This is a genomic window from Pseudomonas atacamensis, from assembly GCF_017167965.1.
Lineage (GTDB): Bacteria > Pseudomonadota > Gammaproteobacteria > Pseudomonadales > Pseudomonadaceae > Aquipseudomonas > Aquipseudomonas atacamensis.
In genome coordinates this window covers 3,711,355-3,730,882 of sequence record NZ_CP070503.1, presented here as the reverse complement: position 1 = coordinate 3,730,882, position 19,528 = coordinate 3,711,355, and the positions used below count along the sequence as shown (strand labels likewise).

Annotated in this window: 19 protein-coding genes; 6 read left to right on the top strand and 13 right to left on the bottom strand. The window is 61.0% G+C overall.

Translation table 11 applies throughout. The features are described from left to right. Positions 1-9: 9 nt before the first annotated feature. Positions 10-1,464: a flavin-containing monooxygenase gene (locus JWU58_RS16865; RefSeq protein ID WP_206420581.1), complete on the bottom strand. Its 1,455-nt coding sequence runs from the start codon at positions 1,462-1,464 to the stop codon at positions 10-12. A gap of 188 nt (positions 1,465-1,652) precedes the next feature. On the opposite strand from JWU58_RS16865, the gene JWU58_RS16860 reads away from it, so the two are divergent. The 3 genes from JWU58_RS16860 to JWU58_RS16850 all read left to right on the top strand — a co-directional run bounded on the left by JWU58_RS16860 (position 1,653) and on the right by JWU58_RS16850 (position 4,833). Further along, positions 1,653-2,726: a diguanylate cyclase gene (locus tag JWU58_RS16860; protein WP_130889035.1), complete on the top strand. Its 1,074-nt coding sequence runs from the start codon at positions 1,653-1,655 to the stop codon at positions 2,724-2,726. 208 nt (positions 2,727-2,934) lie between these two features. Continuing rightward, complete coding sequence (locus JWU58_RS16855; protein WP_123441712.1) at positions 2,935-4,173, top strand: M20/M25/M40 family metallo-hydrolase; 1,239 nt, start codon at positions 2,935-2,937, stop codon at positions 4,171-4,173. A gap of 357 nt (positions 4,174-4,530) precedes the next feature. Beyond that, positions 4,531-4,833 carry a hypothetical protein gene (locus tag JWU58_RS16850; protein WP_024012470.1) on the top strand — a complete coding sequence of 101 codons (303 nt, stop codon included), beginning with the start codon at positions 4,531-4,533 and terminating at the stop codon, positions 4,831-4,833. Positions 4,834-4,938: 105 nt separating this feature from the next. Here JWU58_RS16850 and JWU58_RS16845 read toward each other — a convergent pair whose 3' ends face one another. The 8 genes from JWU58_RS16845 to JWU58_RS16810 all read right to left on the bottom strand — a co-directional run bounded on the left by JWU58_RS16845 (position 4,939) and on the right by JWU58_RS16810 (position 13,151). Then, positions 4,939-5,808, bottom strand: a complete 870-nt coding sequence (locus tag JWU58_RS16845) for an isocitrate lyase/PEP mutase family protein (RefSeq protein WP_024012471.1) — start codon at positions 5,806-5,808, stop codon at positions 4,939-4,941. Between the two features lie 154 nt (positions 5,809-5,962). After that, the gene (gene astA / locus JWU58_RS16840) at positions 5,963-6,997 is read right to left on the bottom strand and encodes an arginine N-succinyltransferase (RefSeq protein WP_016774124.1); all 1,035 of its coding nucleotides are present in this window, start codon (positions 6,995-6,997) and stop codon (positions 5,963-5,965) included. Between the two features lie 49 nt (positions 6,998-7,046). Beyond that, positions 7,047-8,063 carry an arginine N-succinyltransferase gene (locus JWU58_RS16835; protein ID WP_024012472.1) on the bottom strand — a complete coding sequence of 339 codons (1,017 nt, stop codon included), beginning with the start codon at positions 8,061-8,063 and terminating at the stop codon, positions 7,047-7,049. Between the two features lie 118 nt (positions 8,064-8,181). Then, the gene (locus tag JWU58_RS16830; RefSeq protein WP_206420580.1) at positions 8,182-9,531 is read right to left on the bottom strand and encodes an APC family permease; all 1,350 of its coding nucleotides are present in this window, start codon (positions 9,529-9,531) and stop codon (positions 8,182-8,184) included. Between the two features lie 54 nt (positions 9,532-9,585). After that, entirely contained in the window at positions 9,586-10,338 is a 753-nt protein-coding gene (locus JWU58_RS16825; protein WP_206422201.1) for an N-formylglutamate amidohydrolase, read from the bottom strand. Beyond that, positions 10,322-11,653 (bottom strand): type I glutamate--ammonia ligase, encoded by a 1,332-nt coding sequence (locus JWU58_RS16820; protein WP_122746967.1) that lies wholly within the window; start codon positions 11,651-11,653, stop codon positions 10,322-10,324. Before JWU58_RS16820 ends, JWU58_RS16825 begins: the two co-directional genes overlap by 17 nt. Next, positions 11,650-12,294, bottom strand: a complete 645-nt coding sequence (locus tag JWU58_RS16815) for a cysteine hydrolase family protein (RefSeq protein ID WP_206420579.1) — start codon at positions 12,292-12,294, stop codon at positions 11,650-11,652. Before JWU58_RS16815 ends, JWU58_RS16820 begins: the two co-directional genes overlap by 4 nt. 2 nt (positions 12,295-12,296) lie before the next feature. Then, a complete protein-coding gene (locus JWU58_RS16810; RefSeq protein WP_056784613.1) occupies positions 12,297-13,151 on the bottom strand; it encodes a MurR/RpiR family transcriptional regulator in 855 nt (284 codons plus the stop codon). Between the two features lie 317 nt (positions 13,152-13,468). Here JWU58_RS16810 and JWU58_RS16805 point away from each other — a divergent pair, with 317 nt between their 5' ends. Both JWU58_RS16805 and cobF read left to right on the top strand, forming a co-directional pair. Further along, positions 13,469-14,038 carry a histidine phosphatase family protein gene (locus JWU58_RS16805; RefSeq protein WP_123441726.1) on the top strand — a complete coding sequence of 190 codons (570 nt, stop codon included), beginning with the start codon at positions 13,469-13,471 and terminating at the stop codon, positions 14,036-14,038. Next, a complete protein-coding gene (cobF, locus tag JWU58_RS16800; RefSeq protein ID WP_122691976.1) occupies positions 14,038-14,793 on the top strand; it encodes a precorrin-6A synthase (deacetylating) in 756 nt (251 codons plus the stop codon). Before JWU58_RS16805 ends, cobF begins: the two co-directional genes overlap by 1 nt. Before the next feature lie 219 nt (positions 14,794-15,012). Here the strand turns inward: cobF and JWU58_RS16795 are convergent, their stop codons facing one another. The 3 genes from JWU58_RS16795 to JWU58_RS16785 are packed head-to-tail and all read right to left on the bottom strand — an operon-like array spanning position 15,013 to position 17,594. After that, positions 15,013-16,194 carry an acetyl-CoA C-acetyltransferase gene (locus JWU58_RS16795; protein ID WP_206420577.1) on the bottom strand — a complete coding sequence of 394 codons (1,182 nt, stop codon included), beginning with the start codon at positions 16,192-16,194 and terminating at the stop codon, positions 15,013-15,015. An 11-nt stretch (positions 16,195-16,205) separates the two neighbouring features. Then, a complete protein-coding gene (locus JWU58_RS16790; protein WP_016774134.1) occupies positions 16,206-16,871 on the bottom strand; it encodes a CoA transferase subunit B in 666 nt (221 codons plus the stop codon). Positions 16,872-16,895: 24 nt separating this feature from the next. Then, the gene (locus JWU58_RS16785; protein ID WP_016774135.1) at positions 16,896-17,594 is read right to left on the bottom strand and encodes a CoA transferase subunit A; all 699 of its coding nucleotides are present in this window, start codon (positions 17,592-17,594) and stop codon (positions 16,896-16,898) included. A gap of 296 nt (positions 17,595-17,890) precedes the next feature. On the opposite strand from JWU58_RS16785, the gene JWU58_RS16780 reads away from it, so the two are divergent. Continuing rightward, on the top strand, positions 17,891-18,826 hold the full coding sequence (locus JWU58_RS16780) for a LysR family transcriptional regulator (RefSeq protein WP_206420576.1): 936 nt from the start codon (positions 17,891-17,893) through the stop codon (positions 18,824-18,826). Between the two features lie 44 nt (positions 18,827-18,870). Here the strand turns inward: JWU58_RS16780 and JWU58_RS16775 are convergent, their stop codons facing one another. After that, positions 18,871-19,488, bottom strand: a complete 618-nt coding sequence (locus JWU58_RS16775) for a DNA-3-methyladenine glycosylase family protein (RefSeq protein WP_206420575.1) — start codon at positions 19,486-19,488, stop codon at positions 18,871-18,873. Positions 19,489-19,528 lie beyond the last annotated feature (40 nt).

Sequence of the window (19,528 nt, the reverse complement as noted above, 5' to 3'; positions counted from 1 at the left end):
TTTACGTGTTCAGGACAAAATATGGTCGGCCGGTTTCAGCGCCCGGGTCAGCAGGTGATAGCTGAAACTGAAGCCGGGAAACATCGCGATCACATGACCGCTCTTGCTCTGGTACCAACTGTGGCAACCACCGGACTTCCACACCGTGCGCTGCATTTCCCGGTGGATCATTGCAGTGTAGGTACGTTCTGCGTCACGGCGCACTTCGATGCTGCGCAAGCCTTTGGCCCGTACGGTGCGGATGCAGTCGAGGATGTAGTTCATCTGCGATTCGATGATGAACAGCGCCGAAGTGTGGCCAATGCCGGTGTTCGGCCCGGTGACGATGAACAGGTTGGGGAAGTCCGGCAGGCTGGTGCCGAGGTAGGCGCGCGGGTATTCGGCCCAGACATCTCTGAGTTGCACCGCGTTTTTGCCGCTGACCGGGTAGGAAATCACCCCGTCGGTGGCGTCGTAACCGGTGGACCAAACGATCAGATCAACATCGAGATGCTCGCCGTCCACGGTGTTGATCCCGCTATCGTCGATCGAAGCGATGCCGTGCTCGCGACTGTGCAACGTGACGTTGGCGCGGCTCAGCGCCGGGTAGTACGTGCTGGAGACCAAAACGCGTTTGCAGCCGATGGTGAAGTCCGGGGTGAGTTTCTGCCGCAGTACCGGGTCTGGAACCTGACGCTTGAGGAACCGCAGCGCATGTCGCTGGACCAGATGAATCGCCGGTCTCGAGTATTTGAAGGCGATCACCCGGGTTTCGAATTGCCAGTAAATCAGCCAGCGCAGCAGCTTGTACGCCGGCTTCAGGCCAAGCAGCCAGCGCTGGAAACGGCCGAATTTGCGATCGGCACGCGGCAGCACCCAATGCGGCGTGCGTTGGAACACATGCAGATGTTCGACCTGGGGTGCAATCGCCGGGATCACTTGGGCTGCGCTGGCACCGCTGCCGACGATCGCCACGCGTTTACCGCGATAGTCGTAGCTGTGGTCCCAGTTATTTGTATGAAAAGTCTTGCCTTGAAAGCGATCCATCCCGGGAAAGTGGGGGATGACCGGCTGACTCAACGGCCCGGAAGCATTGATCAGGAATTGGGTTCGGAAAGTACCTCGGGCGCGGGTGTGCACCAACCAACGCTTTTCCGCTTCGTCCCATTCGACGCGCTCGACATCGGCCCCTAGTTCCACGCGCTCGCGTAAACCGAACTGCTCGATTACCTGTTCGGTGTAGCGCCGCAGTTCTGCCTGTTCGGCGAACATCTGCGACCAGCGGTAGGGTGCGAATGACAGCGAATACAGCGGCGACGGCACGTCCACTGCTGCGCCGGGGTAGGTGTTCTGGCACCAGGTACCACCGAAGAAGTCGCGTCGCTCGAGAATGCGAAAATCGTCGATTCCGGCCTTGAGCAGGTTGACCGCCGCGCACTGGCCGCCGAAACCGCTGCCGATGATCAACACAGCGTAGGTATGCATGTGCCCCCTTTTTATAGTTGTTTTTCCATTTCCCCTCTTTCATTTATAGCCAACTCTGGGCCGCGCGTGCGGCGCTGATAGCGCTCTATTCAGGCCGCTGGCCGGTGATGGCTATTTAACGGCGCCCTGATAGACTCCGGACACATCCTTGTCGGGATGTAACCATGCATCGCGCGGTCGAGGCCCTTATGGGAAATACGCGAGGAAAGGGACTTTCACTGGCCAGGAGGCTTTACAGGTCGCGGGTGTTCGGGCTGCTGCTCGGGCTGATGTGTGTCAGCGTGGCGATGTATGCCCTCGATCCGCCGCTGTGGGTGTGGGGCCTGATGCTGTTCAATGGCCTGATCTGGCCGCATCTGGCGTTTCAATGGGCGCGCCGCTCGAGCGTGCCGTTTCGCGCCGAACACCGCAATTTGCTGATCGACGCATTCATGGGCGGCTTCTGGGTCGCCGCCATGCAGTTCAATCCGCTGCCCAGCGCAACCACGATTTCGATGATGGCAATGAACAACGTCGCCATCGGTGGCGGGCGGTTTTTGCTGGCGGGCACGGCGGCGCAGCTATTGGGCATCGGCGTCGGGCTGGTGGTGTTTGCGCCGGCGTTCATCCCGCCAACAACGCCGCTGCAGCTCTACGCCTGTTTGCCATTGCTGTTGCTGTATCCGCTGGCGCTGGGCTGGATCTGCTTTCGTCAGGCCTCGACCCTCGGTCGGCACAAGCGTGAGCTGTTGGCGTTGAGTCGCACCGACAGCCTGACCGGCCTGCTCAATCACGGCGCGTGGAAGGATCAACTGAACCTCGCGTTCCAGCGCTGCAAACGCCAGCAGCAGGGCGCGGCGATTGCCTTGATCGACATCGATCACTTCAAGGCGATCAATGACACCTACGGCCACGTCGCCGGCGATATCGTCCTGCGCCAGTTGAGCAAACTGCTCAAACAGAATCTGCGCGCCACGGATGTGGCCGGGCGCTATGGCGGAGATGAGTTCTGCGTGATCCTGCCGGAGCTGCCGCTGTTCAATGCCGCTCAGGCCATGGAAGCCTTGCGCGAGCGCTTCGCGGTGATGGGCTACGAGCAGAACCCGGCGTTGAAGGTCAGTCTGAGCATTGGTCTGGCCGCCTACGACCCGAGCCATGCCGACGCCACGCGTTGGCTGGATGAGGCCGATCAGGCGTTGTACGAAGCCAAGGCCAGTGGGCGCAATCGGGTGATCTGCAACAGCGACAACAAGCCGAGGCAGGCGCTGCTGGATTCGGTCTAACGGGCGAGCTGATACCTGTGGGAGCGAGCCTGCTCGCGAAAGCGCTGGGTCAGGCGGTATCAATATCGTTTGCCACGACGCCTTCGCGAGCAGGCTCGCTCCCACCGGGGTATGTGTTGTCGGTTAGATCAGTGTCGCATCCGCTATAGAGCCTCGCGCCGATGTCGGTTACGGTTGAAGTCCCCCGACACGAAACAAGGACTGCTTCATGACGTTCTCATTTCCCCGCTCACTGCTGGCTGCCAGTCTCGGTCTGTCCCTCGCGTTCTCGGCCGTAAGCGCTTTCGCCGAACCGCATAAACAAGTGCTCGCCGATGCCGAGCAGTATCAGCCCGAAGCCCTGAAGTTACTGGAACGGCTGGTCAATATCGACTCCGGTTCAGGTTATGAACCGGGCCTGAAACAGGTCAGCGAGATCGCCATCGATGAGCTGAAAAAACTCGGCGCAACTATCGAACTGGTGCCAAACACCCCGGAAAAATCCAACCACGTGCTGGCCACGCTCAAAGGCACCGGCAAGGCGAAAATCCTGCTGATGGCGCACATGGACACGGTGTTCAAGGAAGGCTCCGCGGCCGAGCGGCCATTCCACATCAAGGACGGGCGTGCCTACGGGCCGGGGGTGATGGACGACAAGGGCGGCATCGTCGCCGGCATCTACGCGCTTAAAGTGCTGAAGAACCTCGACTTCAAAGACTACGCGCAGATCACTTTCCTGCTGGACGCCAGCGAAGAAACCGGCTCGGACGTCGCCACCGACCTGATCAAGAAAACCGCCAAACAGCACGACGTCACCCTCAACCTCGAACCGGGCCGCCCGGCCGATGGCCTGGTGGTGTGGCGCAAGGGCAGTGCGACGGCGCTGGTCGAAGTCAAAGGCAAGGCCGCCCACGCCGGCGTCGCGCCAGAGCTTGGACGGAACGCGGCGATGGAAGCGGCGCATCAGATTCTGCAACTGGGCAAGCTCGGCGATGAAGCGAAGAAAACCACCATCAACTTCACCGTGCTCAAGGCCGGCGATCGCACCAACGTGATTCCTGATCAGGCCACGGCCAAGGCGGATGTGCGCGCGGCAGTGCCGGAGGAATTTGATCGCATCGAGAAGGATCTGGCGCGGGTATCGCAGGACAAGTTGATTGCCGATACCGAAGTGAAAACCTCCTTGCAGCGCGGATTGCCGCCGATGCCGCAGACCGCTGAGTCGGATCGCTTGATGGCCATGGCCCAAGGCATTTACGGCGAAATTGGCCGCAAGCTCACCGAGGAGGGCAGCGGCGGCGCGGCGGATGCCAGTTTGTCCGCAGGCGTAGGAACGCCGACGCTGGATGGCTTCGGCATTGTCGGCGGCAATATTCACACGCCTGAGGAATATGCCGAAGTGGCGAGTGTGGCACCGCGGATTTACTTGTTGTCGCGGATGATCATGGAGTTGGCGAAGCCGCGGTGAAGGAGCGATCGTTCCCACGCTCTGCGTGGGAATGCCTCAACGGACGCTCCGCGTTCGGCTTTGTGTGGGACGCAGAGCGTCCCGGGCTGCATTCCCACGCGGAGCGTGGGAACGATCATTAGTAGCTCCCGAGCATCCCCCAATCAGTCCCCTCTCCCTCTGGGAGAGGGCTAGGGTGAGGGGCTTTTTGTGGGAAGTGTGGAAGTCGAGGGCGGCGTACAAAAAATACCGAAAAGTCCGACAGAAGCTCTGGTTGCGGCCGTTGGGCGCGACTTTTATAGTCTCCGTTCGCAGATAACTCTGCGACGATCTTGGCCGGTCGAATACAGCACCAGACCCCTCTTTGGAGTGAACTTTATGACCGACCAAGTAATGCCGCGCTATCTCCCCATCGACACCTACGACGCCGAATCCCCGGTGCTCTTCATCAATACCCACACTGAACTCAGCGACATGGCCGCCTGTGCGATGCACCGGTTTGTGGTCGTGCGTGATCTGGCTGACACTTTCGCCAGCCTCAACCTCAAGGGCATCTCCGATTGTGATCTGACGCGGGTGACCAGCGCGGTTCATCTGCTGATGCGCGAGGGTTGCGCGATTCTGAATGTGATTCAGGCGCGGGCGGCGCAGCGGGAAGAGGCTTACAAGACGCCGGTTTAGCGGTGTAGCGGCTGTTGCTATCGCGAGCAGGCTCGCTCCCACAGGGGAGTGCATTTCAACTGTGGGAGCGAGCCTGCTCGCGAAGGGGCCGGTGCAGCGTATGCGTCACTCCTTGACGCTCATGTATTCCTTGGCCCAGAGGATGTATTCCTCCGGCTGGGTATAGGTGTGGGTCAACTCGGTCGCGCTCAAATCGGCGGCCTGGGTGAAGATCTGTCGCTGTTCGCGCAGGCTGTCGTAGGTGGCCTTGATCGCGGCGAAGTAGGCGCCGTGGCCGTCGATGGTCACGCGCACGCCCAGTTCGGCGAGGCGTTTGTCGTCGCGCAGCGCCGGGTTGCCGTAGGTGACCAGCATCAGCGGCACGGTCAGGTGCTCGGCGATTTGTTCCAGTTGATCGAAGTCCTGCACGCCGACCATGCAGATACCGTCAGCGCCCGCCGCCTGATATTGGCGGGTGCGGCTGATGATTTCCTGGTTCGGCAGAATGCCGGCATTGGTGCGGGCGATGATCGCCATTTCCGTATCGACCCGGGCTTCCAGCGCCGCGCGGATCTTGCCGACGCCTTCGGCCACGGTGATCAGGTCGGTGGATTTGCGCCCGAATTGCGCGGGCAGCAGGGTGTCTTCGATGGTCAGTGCAGCGACGCCGGCGCGTTCCAGTTCGACGATGGTGCGCATCACGTTAAGAGCGTTACCGTAGCCGTGATCGGCGTCGGCGATCACTGGCAATTGGGCGACGCGACCGATGCGCGTGGCCTGTTCGGCGAATTCGCTGAGGGTTATCAGGGCGAAGTCCGGTGCGCCAAGCACCTGCAGCGAGGCCACGGAACCGCCGAGGATACCTACTTCAAAACCCAGGTCAGCGGCGATGCGGGCCGACATCGGGTCGAACACCGAAGCGGTGTGGTAGCAGGTGTCGGAGGCCAGCAGCTGACGGAAATTGCGGCGCAAATCTTGATGGGAAAGCCTGGTCATACGAGTTCCACCAATACATAAGGAATGGAAAGGCTTGAGCAAAGGTGTCAACGCCGAAGAATGAAAAGGCTATCACGCGAATGGGTCAAGAATCATGACGAATTTGCGCGGCAGGACTGGCGGCTGAAAGGTTTAATCTCCCGTGCCGGAAATATCAGGCCGCCACGGCATGTTGCTGTTGATGGGGCAGGAGCACCGCGCGCACCGAATTTCCCGGCTGAAGTTGCAGGCGCTTGGCGGTGAGACGATCAACCACCAGGCTGTTGCCCACCAGTCGACCGTGGGCCGCGGTGATGCGGCAGTTTTCCAGCCGGCGGTTGTGAATCAGCCACAGCGGCGCCTGCTCGTCGGGGGTGCCGAGGCTCAGGGTCAGTTCGAGGCTGTCGCGTACCGTGCGGATGCTGCGGATCGGCGCTTCGATAACCGGGCCACCGTCGAAAATGTCGATGTAGCCTTTGTGCGCAAAGCCTTCAGCTTGAAGAATTTTCAACGCTGGTTGAGTGTTCGGATGCGTCTGGCCGATCGCCGCCTGCGCCTGTTCGGTGAGCAGGCAGGTGTACAGCGGCTGGCGCGGCATCAGTTCGGCGATAAAGGCTTTGTTGCCCAGGCCGGACAAGTGATCGGCGTGGGTGAAATCCATCTGGAAAAAGTGCCGGCCGAGGCTGTCCCAGAACGGCGAGCAACCGTTTTCATCGGCACTGCCGCGCAGTTCGGCGATCATCTTCTCGCCAAACAGGTGCGGAAATTCAGCGACGAACAGCAAGCGACCCAGCGACAACAGGCGGCCATTGCTGCCGTTGCGCTGGTCATGGCGCAGGAACAGCGAGCACAGCTCCGATTGGCCGGTCAGTTCATTGTTGAGGAACAATGTCGGGATCTGCCGCTGAATGCCCAGGTCCGGTGCCGAACTGACGGTGACGCCGAGCCGGTAGTTGTACCAGGGCTCGCGCAGGCCAACGGCGCCGGCCATCGCGCTGACACCGACCACGCGCTGCTCATCATCCTCGAGGACAAACAGGTAATCGGCATCGGCGCGTTCCACCTGTTCGGCGAATGCGCGCTGTGCCCAACGCACTCGATGTGCGAGGCGGTCCTCGTTGGCAGGAAGGGTGGTGAAACCTGGCCCTGCCTGTTCGACGAGGGTCATCAAGGCAGGCAGGTCGCTGACTTTTACCGGACGGACAATCATGCTCCAACTCCTTTGGCGGACCGATTCAGGCGCGGATGGCTAACGCGGCTCACAGAGCGACCAGCCGTATCGAGCTGCCATCGCTGACCTTCAGCGCCGCGCAGATGGCGGGTGTCAGGGACAGCGGCTGACCGGGGTGATAGTCGAGTTCGGTGACCATCGCGCGGTAGTCATGCAGGGCGTCGTTGCTCAGCAGGTAACGGCCACGGGCGTCGGTCGATGCTTGTTGGCGGACGCTGGCGGTCTGGCTGTCGGCGATCGAGCGAATGTTCGCGGTGCGCGCATACAGGGTCGGGCCGGCGTCGAACAGGTCGATGTAGCTGTTGGTTTCGAAGCCTTCCCGCGCGAGGATGTCGAAGGCTTCCTGGCCGTCCGGGTGCACGCGGCCGATGCAGTCCTGCGCCGCTGGCGGCAGCATCGGCACGTAGATCGGGTATTGCGGCATCAGTTCGGCAAGGAACGTGCGGCTCTGCAAACCGCACAGACGCTCGGCTTCGGCGTAGGGCAGGTCGAAGAAATGCTTGCCCAGCGCATCCCAGAATGGCGAATGACCCTGCTCGTCGCTATAGCCGACGATTTCGGTGATCACCGCCTCGGAGAACCGCTGTGCATGCGCAGCAATGAACAGCAGGCGCGCCCGCGACAGCAGTTCAGAAAACGGCGTGCGCACCAACGCGGCGTCAATGTGGAAACCGCGCAGCAAGGTATGCCCGCTGAGGTCATGGCACAGCGACAACGCCGGTACGCCGTGCTCGATGTTCAATTCCCGCGAAGCACTGGTGAAATGGCGGTTGCGCAGGCTGTAGAACGGCTCCTTGAAGCCGGCGGTGGCGAGGATTTCCGAGCAGCCGACCAATTGCCGGCGTTCGAGATCTTCCAGCACAAAGAAATAGTTTTCCGGCCCCTGGGCTGTGGCGGCGCTATCGAAGGACGCGCACGACGCGGCGATTTTCTCGCGCAGGTGTTCGCTGTCATCCGGCAGCGAGGTCACGCCGATCAGGCTCTCGCGGGCCAGGCGCTGTAGCTGGGGCAGATCATTCTGCTCGACTGGGCGTAAGACCAGCATGGATGTACTCCTGTATCAAAAGGTTCGGCCCATTCGCCGAACCTGACTATCACTGTCGGTTTCCACGCGTTGAATCGGCGGTCGCCTGATTTGTTGTCAGACGCCGCTCTTTTTCTTGTCAGCCTTTGCTCGGATCGGGCAGCGCTGTGCTGGCGCCGAGCTTGTTGAGGAAGAACAGGTACACCAGGCCCAGGGCAATCCAGATCAGGCCGAGTTTCTGCGCATCGACGCCCATGTTGTACATGATGGCGGCAACGATGACGAAGCCGATCACCGGGCAGAGCAGATGGCGCACAAACTGCCGCGACTTCTGCCGACGCCAGTAGTGGTTGATCACCGTCAGGTGCAGCAGCATGAAACCGCTGAGGGCGCCGAAGTTGATCAGTGAGGTGAGAATGTCGACCGCGTCGATGAACAGGTAGCAGATCAGCAGCGACAACACCGCCACCAGATAAATGCTCAGGTACGGCGTGTTGTGTTTCGGGTGGACCTTGGCCAGCACCTTCGGCAGCTTGCCGTCGCGGGCCATGCCGAACAGCAGACGCGAGACGGCGGCCTGCGAGGTGATCGCCACCGCTACGCCCCAGGCCAGCGCCGTGGCGACGGCGGTCAGGGTCGCCAGCCAGCTGCCGGCGGCGATTTCAGCGATTTCATAGAACGCGGTGTCGGCGGATTTGAAGCCCATGCCCGCCGCCAGATCGGTGGCAATCCACGTCTGTACGACGAAAATCGTGCCCATCACTGCCAGAGTGATCAGCGCTGCCTTGCCGACACTGCGGCCCGGATCTTCCTTGATTTCTTCGGCGAGGGTGGAGATCGCGTCGAAGCCGAGGAACGACAGCACGGCGATCGACACGGCTTGCATCAGCAGGGCGAAGTTGAAGGTTTGCGGGTGATACAGCGGCGCCAGCGTCAGCTCACCGTTACCGCCACCGTTGTGCAGGGCGTTCCAGGCGTAGAACAGGAAGATGCCCAGCACCACCAGTTGTGCCAGCAGGAACAGCATGTTCATCCGCGCGGTGAAGGTGATGCCGCGCAGGTTGACGAACGTCGCGCTGACCAGAAACGCCAGGATGAAGCCGACCTTGGGAATGTCCGGGTACAAATGGTTGAGCGCCATCGCCGAATACAGGTACAGCAGCGGTGGAATCAGCAGGTAATCGAGCAGCATCAGCCAGCCAGCGATGAAACCGACATGTTGATTGAGGCCGCGCTGGGCGTAGGAATATACGGAGCCGGCAATCGGAAAGGCCTTGGCCATGCTGCCGTAACTCAGCGCGGTGAACAGCATTGCCACCATGCCGATGATGTACGCCAGCGGCACCATCCCCGGTGCTTCGGCGTTGACGTAGCCATACACACCGAACGGGGCGATGGGGATCATGAAGATCATCCCGTACACCACCAGATCGGTCAGCGTCAGGCTACGTTTCAACTCTTGCTTGTAGCCGAATTCTTCAATTTCCATGAAGCGCAACTCCTTGTCAGCCATCGGTCGGTTTATGTTTTATCGGTCCATCGTTTACAGCAAAGGTGCGAGGTAACCTGCCCAGCGCGAAACCGCTTCGGGACTGCGCAGCAGATCATTGCGCACCTCGATCAGCACTGCCTCAAGGCCCCTGGCATCACCGTGCACGGGCACGGTCATGTCGCCCAGCGGGTCAATTTTGTACGGCTGGTTGCCCGCGACTTTCAGCGGGTGCGCTTGCAGCCCGTCGAGCAGGCGCTGAGCATAGTCCTGGGCCTGGCCGAACAACACGCCAACTTCCAGTGGTCGCGGCTGGCCGTAATACACCGGGGTGAAACTGTGAACACCGACCACCCGCACCGGCAGACCTTTGGCAATGCGCTCGTCGATCAAGGTCTGCAAGCGCGCGTGAAACGGTTTGAACAACGTCTGGCGCCGGTACTCGCGGGTCGCCTCATCCAGCTCGCGATTGCCAGGTATCGGGTAGATCTCGCTCTGCAGCGGGATGCTGTCCGGCGCATGGCGCGGGCGGTTGAGGTCGATCAGCAGCCGTGAATAATTGGCGCTGAGCAACGTGGCGCCGAGTTGTTCCGACAACTGTTCGGCCAGTTGCAGCGCACCGATGTCCCAAGCGATATGTTCGCGCGCGGCCGCCTCGTCCAGGCCCAGATTGTTCAGGGCGTCGGGGATGTAGCGACTGGCGTGTTCGCACACCAGGATCAACGGGTTCGTCGAGTCCTCGCGGCTCAGGTTGTAGACCGGGCGGGTGTACAACCCAAGCTCGGCGGATTCAGTACAGGCGTGCATAGTGCTCACACAGGTCAGCGGGCGAGAGCTGTTCCGTCAGCGCCAGTTCCTCGGTTTTCAGGGCGTAATAAGTGTCGAGCAACGGCTTGGGCAGCCATTCGTTGAAGGCTGCACTGTCACGCAGGCAATCCAGCGCCTGGGCCAGCGAGGCGGGCAGGGCGACGATGCCCCGGGCCTTGCGTTGTTCGTCGTTGAGTGAATCGGGAATTTCATCGGTAACCGCGTTCAGCGCCAGACGCTGTTCGATGCCCAGTCGCCCGGCAATTAGCAGCGCAGCCATGGCCAGATGCGGCGAGGCGGTAGCGTCCATGGCGCGGAATTCCAGGTTGAACTGCTGCGCGGCGGACTTGCCGCCCAAGGTCACAGTCGGGCAGATGCGCAGCGCCGCTTCACGGTTCTGCTGCCCCAAGCAGGCGTACGACGCGCTCCAGTGGTGCGGCTGCAAACGCTGGTAGGACAGCGGCGTCGGCGCGGTGAATGCGCACAGCGCCGGGAGAAAATGCAGGACTCCGGCAGCCCAGTGCTGACCGATGCTCGACAGGCCGTTGCTGGTGCCAGCGTCGTAGAGCATCGGCTGGCCGGCCAGATCGAGCAGGCTGACGTGCAGATGGACACCGTTGCACACCGCCTCGGCGGCGGTCTTCGGCGCAAAACTCAGATCCAGGCCCATTTGCCGGGCGATTTCCCGGGTGATTTCGCGCACGTTGATTGCGCGATCCGCTGCGGCTACGCCAAGAGTCGGTCGACAGGTGATTTCGTATTGGTGCTTGCCGTATTCCGGCAGAAACATTTCCGGCTCGACGCCGCCGGCGCGCAGGGCGCTGAGCAGCCAGCCGCCGAATTCGGCGCCCTGACGCTGCGCTTCGAGAGAGAACGCCGCGTGTTCGGCAATACCTGCGTGCAGGTTGAATTCATGTTCGAAGGCGGCGTTGACTTGCAACCCCAACTCATCGTGATAGCGCTCGATTTCATCGCGCAGCAATGTGCGCGGGCAGGCGCCCCATGCCTGGCCGTCGGTCTCACGAATGTCGGCGTGAATGAAATCCAGCACCGGCGCATTGGCATCCGGACCGCTGCCGACAGTGACGCGGCTGCTCAGATCGGGAATCAGCCGCAGGTCGCCATACGCGCCCCAGGGATTGCTCGAAGCGATGATGTCTTGCGGCGTCAACGCGCTGTTGGCCGGGACCCAGCCGCAACCCGCTGCCTGGTAGTGCTCCAGCTCATCGCTGGGAAACGAGCGGCCCCGGGTGATGCCGATCAGATCGGTTGTCACCAGCGTGGTCATCGGTAAAGGCGTCAGGCGCGGGCTCATGGCTGCATCTCCTGTAAACGCCCGAGCACAGTGTCGGTGTCGGTGATCCAGCAATAACCCTTGATCGCGTTGAGGCAGGCGTGATGGCGTTCAGCTGTGTAAGTGGCGCAGGCGTCCTCCACCAGCGTGACCAGATAGCCGCGGTCGGCGGCATCGCGCACGGCCATGTCGACGCATTGGTCGGTGACAATGCCGGCGATGATCAGATGGCGGGTCTGCAGATTGCGCAGCACGTAATCGATGTTGGTCGAGTTGAACACCCCGGAGGAGGTCTTCGGCAGCACGATTTCGTTTTCGGTCGGGGTCAGCTCAGCGATGACCTCAGCTTGCACGCTGCCCTTGGGCAGGTGCATGTCCGACAGTTTGTGATCCAGCGAGCGGTCGCGACCGTCGGCGGTCAGGCTTTCGATAATCGTGTGCAGCACGTTCTGCTGCACCTGACGAAAGGCGCCCAGCAGACGCTGTTGGTTGGGCACCACTTGGCTGCGCGTGCGCTGGAGAAAATACTCGGCATCCGGCTCGCTCAGGTGTGGGTCGAATTGCGGTTCGAGCCAGGCGCGCTGCATGTCCACCAGCAGCAAAGCGGTGTGGTCGGTCGCAAACGGCAGATCCCGAGGCGAGCGGTGGGGAAGGCTGAACATCCTTATTTGTCCTCCAGCAGGTGAGTCGCAAAATCGTTGCGCAGGGCATCGATGCCTTCCAGGCGATCGGCCGGGTCCGGCACGCGCAAGGTCAGGCAGGCAATCAACGCCTCGACCTGCGCCAGCGCCGGTACCATGGTGTCGAACGGCGACGCCGATTCCACTGGCGCGCTGATGATCAGGTCGGCCAATTCGCGCAGCGGCGAGGCGTAGACATCGGTGAACAACACCACTCGCGCGTTGTTGTTTTTCGCCGCCTGCGCAACGCGCAAAGCTTGGGTCTGGTAGCGCCGGTAGTCGAACACCAGCACCACGTCCTGACGTTGCAGATCGTACAAACGGTCGGGCAGCAGGGCGTTATCTTCCAGGGCGAAGCAGCCGGGACGCAGCAGACGCAAGTGGTTGAGCAGGTAATTGGCCAGCAGAATGCTGAAGCGGCCACCGAAACAGTAGACCTGATGGCGGCTGTCGAGCAGCCATTCCACGAGGATGCGCACATCTTCAGGCTGGGTCAGGGCTTGGGTGTCGATCAGCAAGCGCTGGCTGTCCGCCAGGTAATGCGCCCAGGCATCGTCCTTGTTCTGCTGCGAGCGCGGCTGCAACAGCGTGCGCGGTGAACGCAGGCGATGGTCCATGTCGCTCAGCAGGGCTTCCTGGAATTCGGCATAACCGCCGAAACCGAGCTTTTTCACCAGACGCACGATGGTCGGATCGCTGACGCCGGCATGTTCGGCCAGCCGCGCCATAGGCCCGAGACCATTGCGCGGATACTGATCGAGCAGGGCGCGAACGACTTTACGCTCCGATGGCGTCAGGTCCAGGCCGGGATCGGTGATCAGGTCTCTGAGAGGGGGCATCCGGGCTCCTGCTGGATGGGGTGTCGAATTCGTTTCACAATCCGTTAAACGAGTATTTATGTAATGGGCATTACATGTCTAGCGAATTTTTGTACAGGTTTTCCGAGCACCAAAAGTGTGCAAGGTGCCCGTGTAATAAGGGCTACGTCGAAGTAACGCGCTGTTGTAGTCCTTTGCCGATTGCTGTGTCAGACATTGCCTATCCCAAGCTCAGCGACTGGCCGGTGACAACCCTGAACGCCGAGGTTTTGCGGCACAATGCGACGCGTATCGGCTGTGTGCCATTGTTTGTTTATCTTTCGACCGAGAACCTGCTTGTGCCAAGTAGCCGTTTGACACTGATTTGCCATGCGCGAACCGTCGCACAGAAACTGGCGCGTTTTCCTACGGACGAGCCTGTTGAAAATCTGGCCGTTCCGTCCGACGCGTTCAGGGCGCGATTGGCGGTAACGCGGCGGCTGGTGTGTGCCCCGGAGTTGAGAACTCAGCAGACGGCGGCATGGTTTGGCGTCGATGCGCAGATTGATCAAGCCCTGCGCGATTGCGATTGGGGACGCTGGCACGGCCAATCGATCAAGGATCTGCAAGCCAACGAAAACCAGGCTTTGCAAGCCTGGCTGGCCGATCCTGAAGCGGCACCCCATGGCGGCGAATCAGTCAGGCAACTGACGCAGCGGGTCTCAATGTGGCTGGACTCCATCGCCGAAACCCCAGGACATGTAGTGGCAGTCACCCATCCGTTCGTCATGCGCGCGGCGCTGATGCAGGTGCTGCAAGGCGCGGCGTTCAATGCAATCGACATCGAGCCTCTGGGGATGATCGACTTGCGCTTCAATGGCATCTGGCGACTACGCTTGCCGGGCATGGCCCTTGACGAGGAATTCTGATGAAACAGCTGCTGGTCATCGGCATTGGCGCCGGCAATCCGGACTACATCACGATGCAGGCAGTGAAAGCGCTGAATCGGGTCGATGTGTTCTTTCTGCTGGATAAAGGCCAGAGCAAGCAGACGCTGATCGACCTGCGTCGGGACATCTGCGAGCGCTACATCACCGACCACGCTTATCGCTTTGTCGAAGCCAGCAGTCCGGAGCGCGAGCGCGGCGATGTCGACTACACGGCGAGCGTCGATGCACTGAATCGCGCCAAGCAGCAGACCTTCGAACAGCTGATCAATGAAGAATTGTCCGACGGCCAGTGCGGCGGATTCCTGATCTGGGGCGATCCGGCGTTATACGACAGCACATTGCGGATTCTTCAGGCGATTCAGGCATCAGGCCGCTGTCAGTTTGAATACGAAGTGATACCGGGGATCACCAGCGTTCAGGCCCTGGCTGCGCAGCACAAAATATCCTTGAACTCGATTGGTCGCTCGGTAGAAATCACCACAGGCCGGCGATTGGCGGCGGGGCAGGTGAGTGAGGCTAACAGTCTGGTGGTCATGCTCGATGCCGAAGATTCCTATCAGCAAGTGGCAGATCGGCAGACCGAGATTTTCTGGGGCGCTTACCTGGGCACGCCGGACGAGATTCTGCTCAGCGGCAGGCTGGCGGATGTCGCCGACGAGATCGAACGGGTGCGCAAAGCGGCGCGGGCGGAGCATGGGTGGATTATGGATACCTATTTGCTGCGCAAGCCTTGAAAGGTTGGCCCCTGAACAAGCGCTTTCGCGAGCAGGCTCGCTCCCACATTCTGGAATGCATTTCCCTGTGGGAGCGAGCCTGCTCGCGAAGCGGCCAGAACACTCACCTTGATTTTCGACAGGCAAAAAAGAAACCCGGTGCAACGCAAATCGCACCGGGTTTTTTGTTGCCAGCCAACAGCGGATGTCGTGGATCCGCCGTCAACCTTGAACTCCGTATCAGCCGCGTTCCAGCGCCAAAGCCACGCCCTGACCGCCGCCGATGCACAAGGTCGCCAGACCTTTTTTCGCATCGCGCTTGAGCATTTCGTGCAGCAATGTCACCAGCACCCGGCAACCTGATGCGCCGATCGGGTGACCGAGGGCGATGGCGCCGCCGTTGACGTTGACCTTGTCCAGATCCCATTGCAGGTCCTTGGCCACGGCCAGCGATTGTGCAGCGAACGCCTCGTTGGCTTCGATCAGGTCGAGCTGGTCGATGTTCCAGCCGGCCTTGTCCAGGCAGCGGCGGGTCGCCGATACCGGGCCGATGCCCATGATCGCCGGGTCGACGCCAGCGTTGGCATACGCAGCAATTTTCGCCAGAACCGGCAGGCCCAGCGATATGGCTTTCTCGGCACTCATCAGAATCACAGCAGCGGCACCGTCGTTCAGCGACGAGGCGTTGCCAGCGGTGACGCTGCCGTCCTTTTTGAACGCCGGACGCAGTTTCGCCAGGGATTCTGCGCTGGTATCGCCGCGTGGCTGCTCGTCGACCTTGAACGCCACCGGATCGCCTTTGCGCTGCGGGATCAGGATCGGCGTGATTTCATCAACGAAGCGCCCGGCCTCGATAGCGGCGGCGGCTTTCTGCTGAGACGCGGCAGCAAAGGCGTCCTGCTGTTCGCGGCTGATCTCATACTTTTCGACCAGATTCTCGGCAGTGATGCCCATGTGGTAATCGTTGAACGCATCCCACAGGCCATCGCTGATCATGGTGTCGACGATTTGCGCGTGGCCCATGCGCAGACCGGTGCGCGCACCCGGCATGATGTAGTTGGACAGGCTCATGTTTTCCTGACCGCCGGCGATGATCACCTCGGCGTCGCCGCAACGGATCGCTTGCGCGCCCAGATGCAGAGCCTTGAGGCCCGAACCGCAAACTTTGTTCAGGGTCATGGCCGGTACGGCATGGGGCAGCCCCGCCTTGATCGCGGCCTGACGTGCCGGGTTCTGCCCGGCGCCAGCGGTGAGCACCTGGCCCATGATCACTTCATCGACCTGCGCACCGTCGAGGCCGGTCTGCTCGAGCAACTGGCGGATCACCGCCGCGCCCAGGTCTACTGCGGATACATTGGCCAGGGAGCCCTGAAAACTGCCGATCGCGGTACGCGTGGCGGCAACAATGACGACGTCTTGCATGTGCGAATTCCTCACTGGGCAGCGAACTGCATTTCCGGTACGTGATCCGGGACGATCAGTTTACCAGCGGTTTTGGCGACGATTTCCTCGACGCTGACGCCAGGTGCGCGTTCCTTGAGGACAAAAGCGCCATTTTCGATTTCCAGATAGGCGAGGTCGGTCAGCACGCGCTTGATGCAGCCGGCACCGGTCAGCGGCAGGCTGCATTTGGCCAGCAGCTTGGACTCACCGTCCTTGGACGCGTGGGTCATGATGACAATGATGTTGTCGGCGCCGGCCACCAGATCCATCGCGCCGCCCATGCCCTTGACCAGTTTGCCGGGGATCATCCACGAAGCGATGTTGCCTTCAACATCCACTTCAAAGGCGCCAAGCACGGTCAGGTCGACGTGGCCGCCACGGATCATCGCGAAGGATTCGGCGGAATTGAAGATCGACGCGCCGATCCGTGCCGTCACCGTTTGTTTACCGGCGTTGATCATGTCGGCATCGATGGTTTCTTCGGTCGGGAACGGGCCCATGCCGAGCAGGCCGTTTTCCGACTGCAGCATGACTTCCATGCCTTCGGGGATGTAGTTGGCAACCAGGGTCGGAATGCCGATGCCGAGGTTCACGTAGTAGCCGTCCTGCATTTCGCGGGCGACGCGCTGAGCCATTTGTTCGCGGGTAAGTGCCATGTTGTTGTTCTCCGTAGGCCTGAATTATTTGCGGATGGTGCGCTGTTCGATGCGTTTTTCGAACGTGCCGCAAATGACCCGGTCGACGTAGATGCCCGGGGTGTGGATCTGCGTCGGGTCGAGTTCGCCGGGCTCGACGATTTCCTCGACTTCGACCACGGTGATCTTGCCGGCGGTCGCGGCCAGCGGGTTGAAATTCTGCGCGGTGTGACGGTAAACGACGTTACCGAAATGGTCGGCCTTCCAGCCTTTGACGATGGCGAAGTCGCCAGTGATGGATTCTTCCATCAGGTACTTGCGACCCTTGAATTCCCGCACTTCCTTGCCTTCAGCAACCGGGGTGCCAACGCCAGTGGCGGTGAAGAACGCCGGAATGCCAGCGCCGCCCGCGCGCATTTTTTCGGCGAGGGTGCCTTGCGGGGTAAGGATGACTTCGATCTCGCCCTTGAGCAGTTGCTCTTCGAACAGCTTGTTTTCGCCGACGTAAGAGGCGATGACCTTGCTGATCTGGCGGTCGGTGAGCAGCACGCCAAGGCCGAAACCATCGACGCCGCAGTTGTTGGAAACGACGGTGAGGTCACGGGTGCCCTTGCGCTTGATCTCGGCGATCAGGTTTTCCGGAATGCCACACAGGCCGAAACCGCCGGCGATAACGGTCATGCCGTCTTCCAGCCCGGCCATCGCTTCCTCGTAGGAATACACACGCTTGTCGAAACCTGCCATAGGCACCTCTTTTATTATTTGCGGGCGGCTGGCTAGCCGAATGACTGGAGTGTCTCTCTGCGGAATATATTTGTTAAGTTGATTTTTGCGGTTGATTGATTGATAAAGCTCACTAATACGCGTTCGGGGATGATCGTTCCCACGCTCCGCGTGGGAATGCCTCCAGGGACGCTCCGCGTCCAGTGACGCGGAGCGTCACGGGCTGCATTCCCACGCAGGAGCGTGGGAACGATCAGGGCCATCGCATCACGGCTTGCAGCTTGACGCTTGCAGCTTGCAACTGGAGCAAAGCGACCATGACCATCAAACAGATCCGTGCCTTTCTCGCCGTGGCCCATAGCCTGAGCTTCGCCGTGGCCTGCGAGCGTCTGCACCTGTCGCAGTCAGCGCTGAGCCTGACCATCAAAGCCCTGGAAGAGGGGCTGGGAGGGCGCTTGTTCAGCCGCAACACGCGTAATGTCGCGCTGACCCCGGAAGGCGAGTCCCTGCTGCCGCTGGCGCGCCGCTTGATCGCCGACTGGGACAATGCCGAAGACGAGATGCGCCAGCGTTTCAGCCTGCAACGCGGACGCGTGACGCTGGCGGCGATGCCGTCGTTTGCCGGCAATCTGCTGCCGCCGATTCTCAAGAGCTTCCGCGCGCGTTATCCGAACGTCAACGTCACGGTAAACGACGTGATCAACGAGCAAGTGCTGGAAATGGTCCGCGATCGTCAGGTTGAACTCGGTGTGGCGTTCGCGCCGATGCAGAGCACATCGATGACGTTCACGCCGCTGTATGTCGATCGCTTTGTCGCCGTGGTGCCGGCCGATTCAGCGCTGGCCGGTCGCGCCGATATCGATTGGCATACCTTGCTGGAGCAACCGTTCATCACCCTGCAGCGGCCATCGACCGTGCGGGTCATGCTCGAAGAGCATTTGCAGGCGCGCGGAATGAAGTTGCCGGTGGAGTTCGAGAGCCATCAATTGGCGACCGTCGGGCGAATGGTTGCCAGCGGGCTTGGGGTCAGCGCGGTGCCGGCATTGTGCGCGGGGCAGATGCGCGAGCTCGGTGCGCATTGCCTGACCTTGAATGATTCTGTCGAACGGGCGATTGGCGTGTTGACCGAGCCGGGCAATGAGCTGTCGGCGGCGGCGCAGGCGTTGTTCGAGATTCTCAAGGCTGAAGATTTGCAGCGCCAGTTCGATTTCCCCCTCACCCCGGGAGCGCGGAAACAGAGCGCCGAACGCTGATTCAGTGTGCGAGCGAGCCTGCTCGCGAAGAACGATAACGCGGTCTAAGCCTTGGCCACGCGCCACAGATACCAGGCTGCAACCGTCCGATAAGGCTTCCACGCCTGGCCAATCTCGATCATCTGTTTGCGCGTCGGCTGCACCTCCAGTCCCTTCAAGCGCCGATATCCCTCACGCACGCCAAAATCATCCGCCGGCAGGATGTCCATGCGTTCGAGGCTGTAGATCAACAGCATCTCCACGGTCCAGCGGCCGACACCGCGCAAACTGGTCAGGCGTTCGATCAGGGTTTCATCGTCCATCGCCCGTGAAGTCGGGTAATCGGGCACCACGCCGTCCAGCGTCGCCTGGGCAATCCCTTGAATCGTCGCGATCTTGCGCGCTGAAAAGCCACAAGCACGCAGTCGCTCGACCTCGGTAGCCAGAATCTGCTGCGGACGCGGAAACGACTGGCCGGGGAACAACCCCATCAAACGCCCAAGGATCGCATCGCCGGCCTTGGCGTGCAGTTGCTGATAGGCAATCGCCCGGACCAGCGATTCATAGGGATCGCGCGCTGGATGTGGTTGATGCAGGCACGGGCCGACGGCGCTGACATGGCGCTGCCAGTCAGTGTCTATCGCGGCCAGAAAAGCGCTGGCCATCTCATACATGTCAGCCATGTTGCGGTGATTCGGACATACCCATCGAAATCCCTGTTTG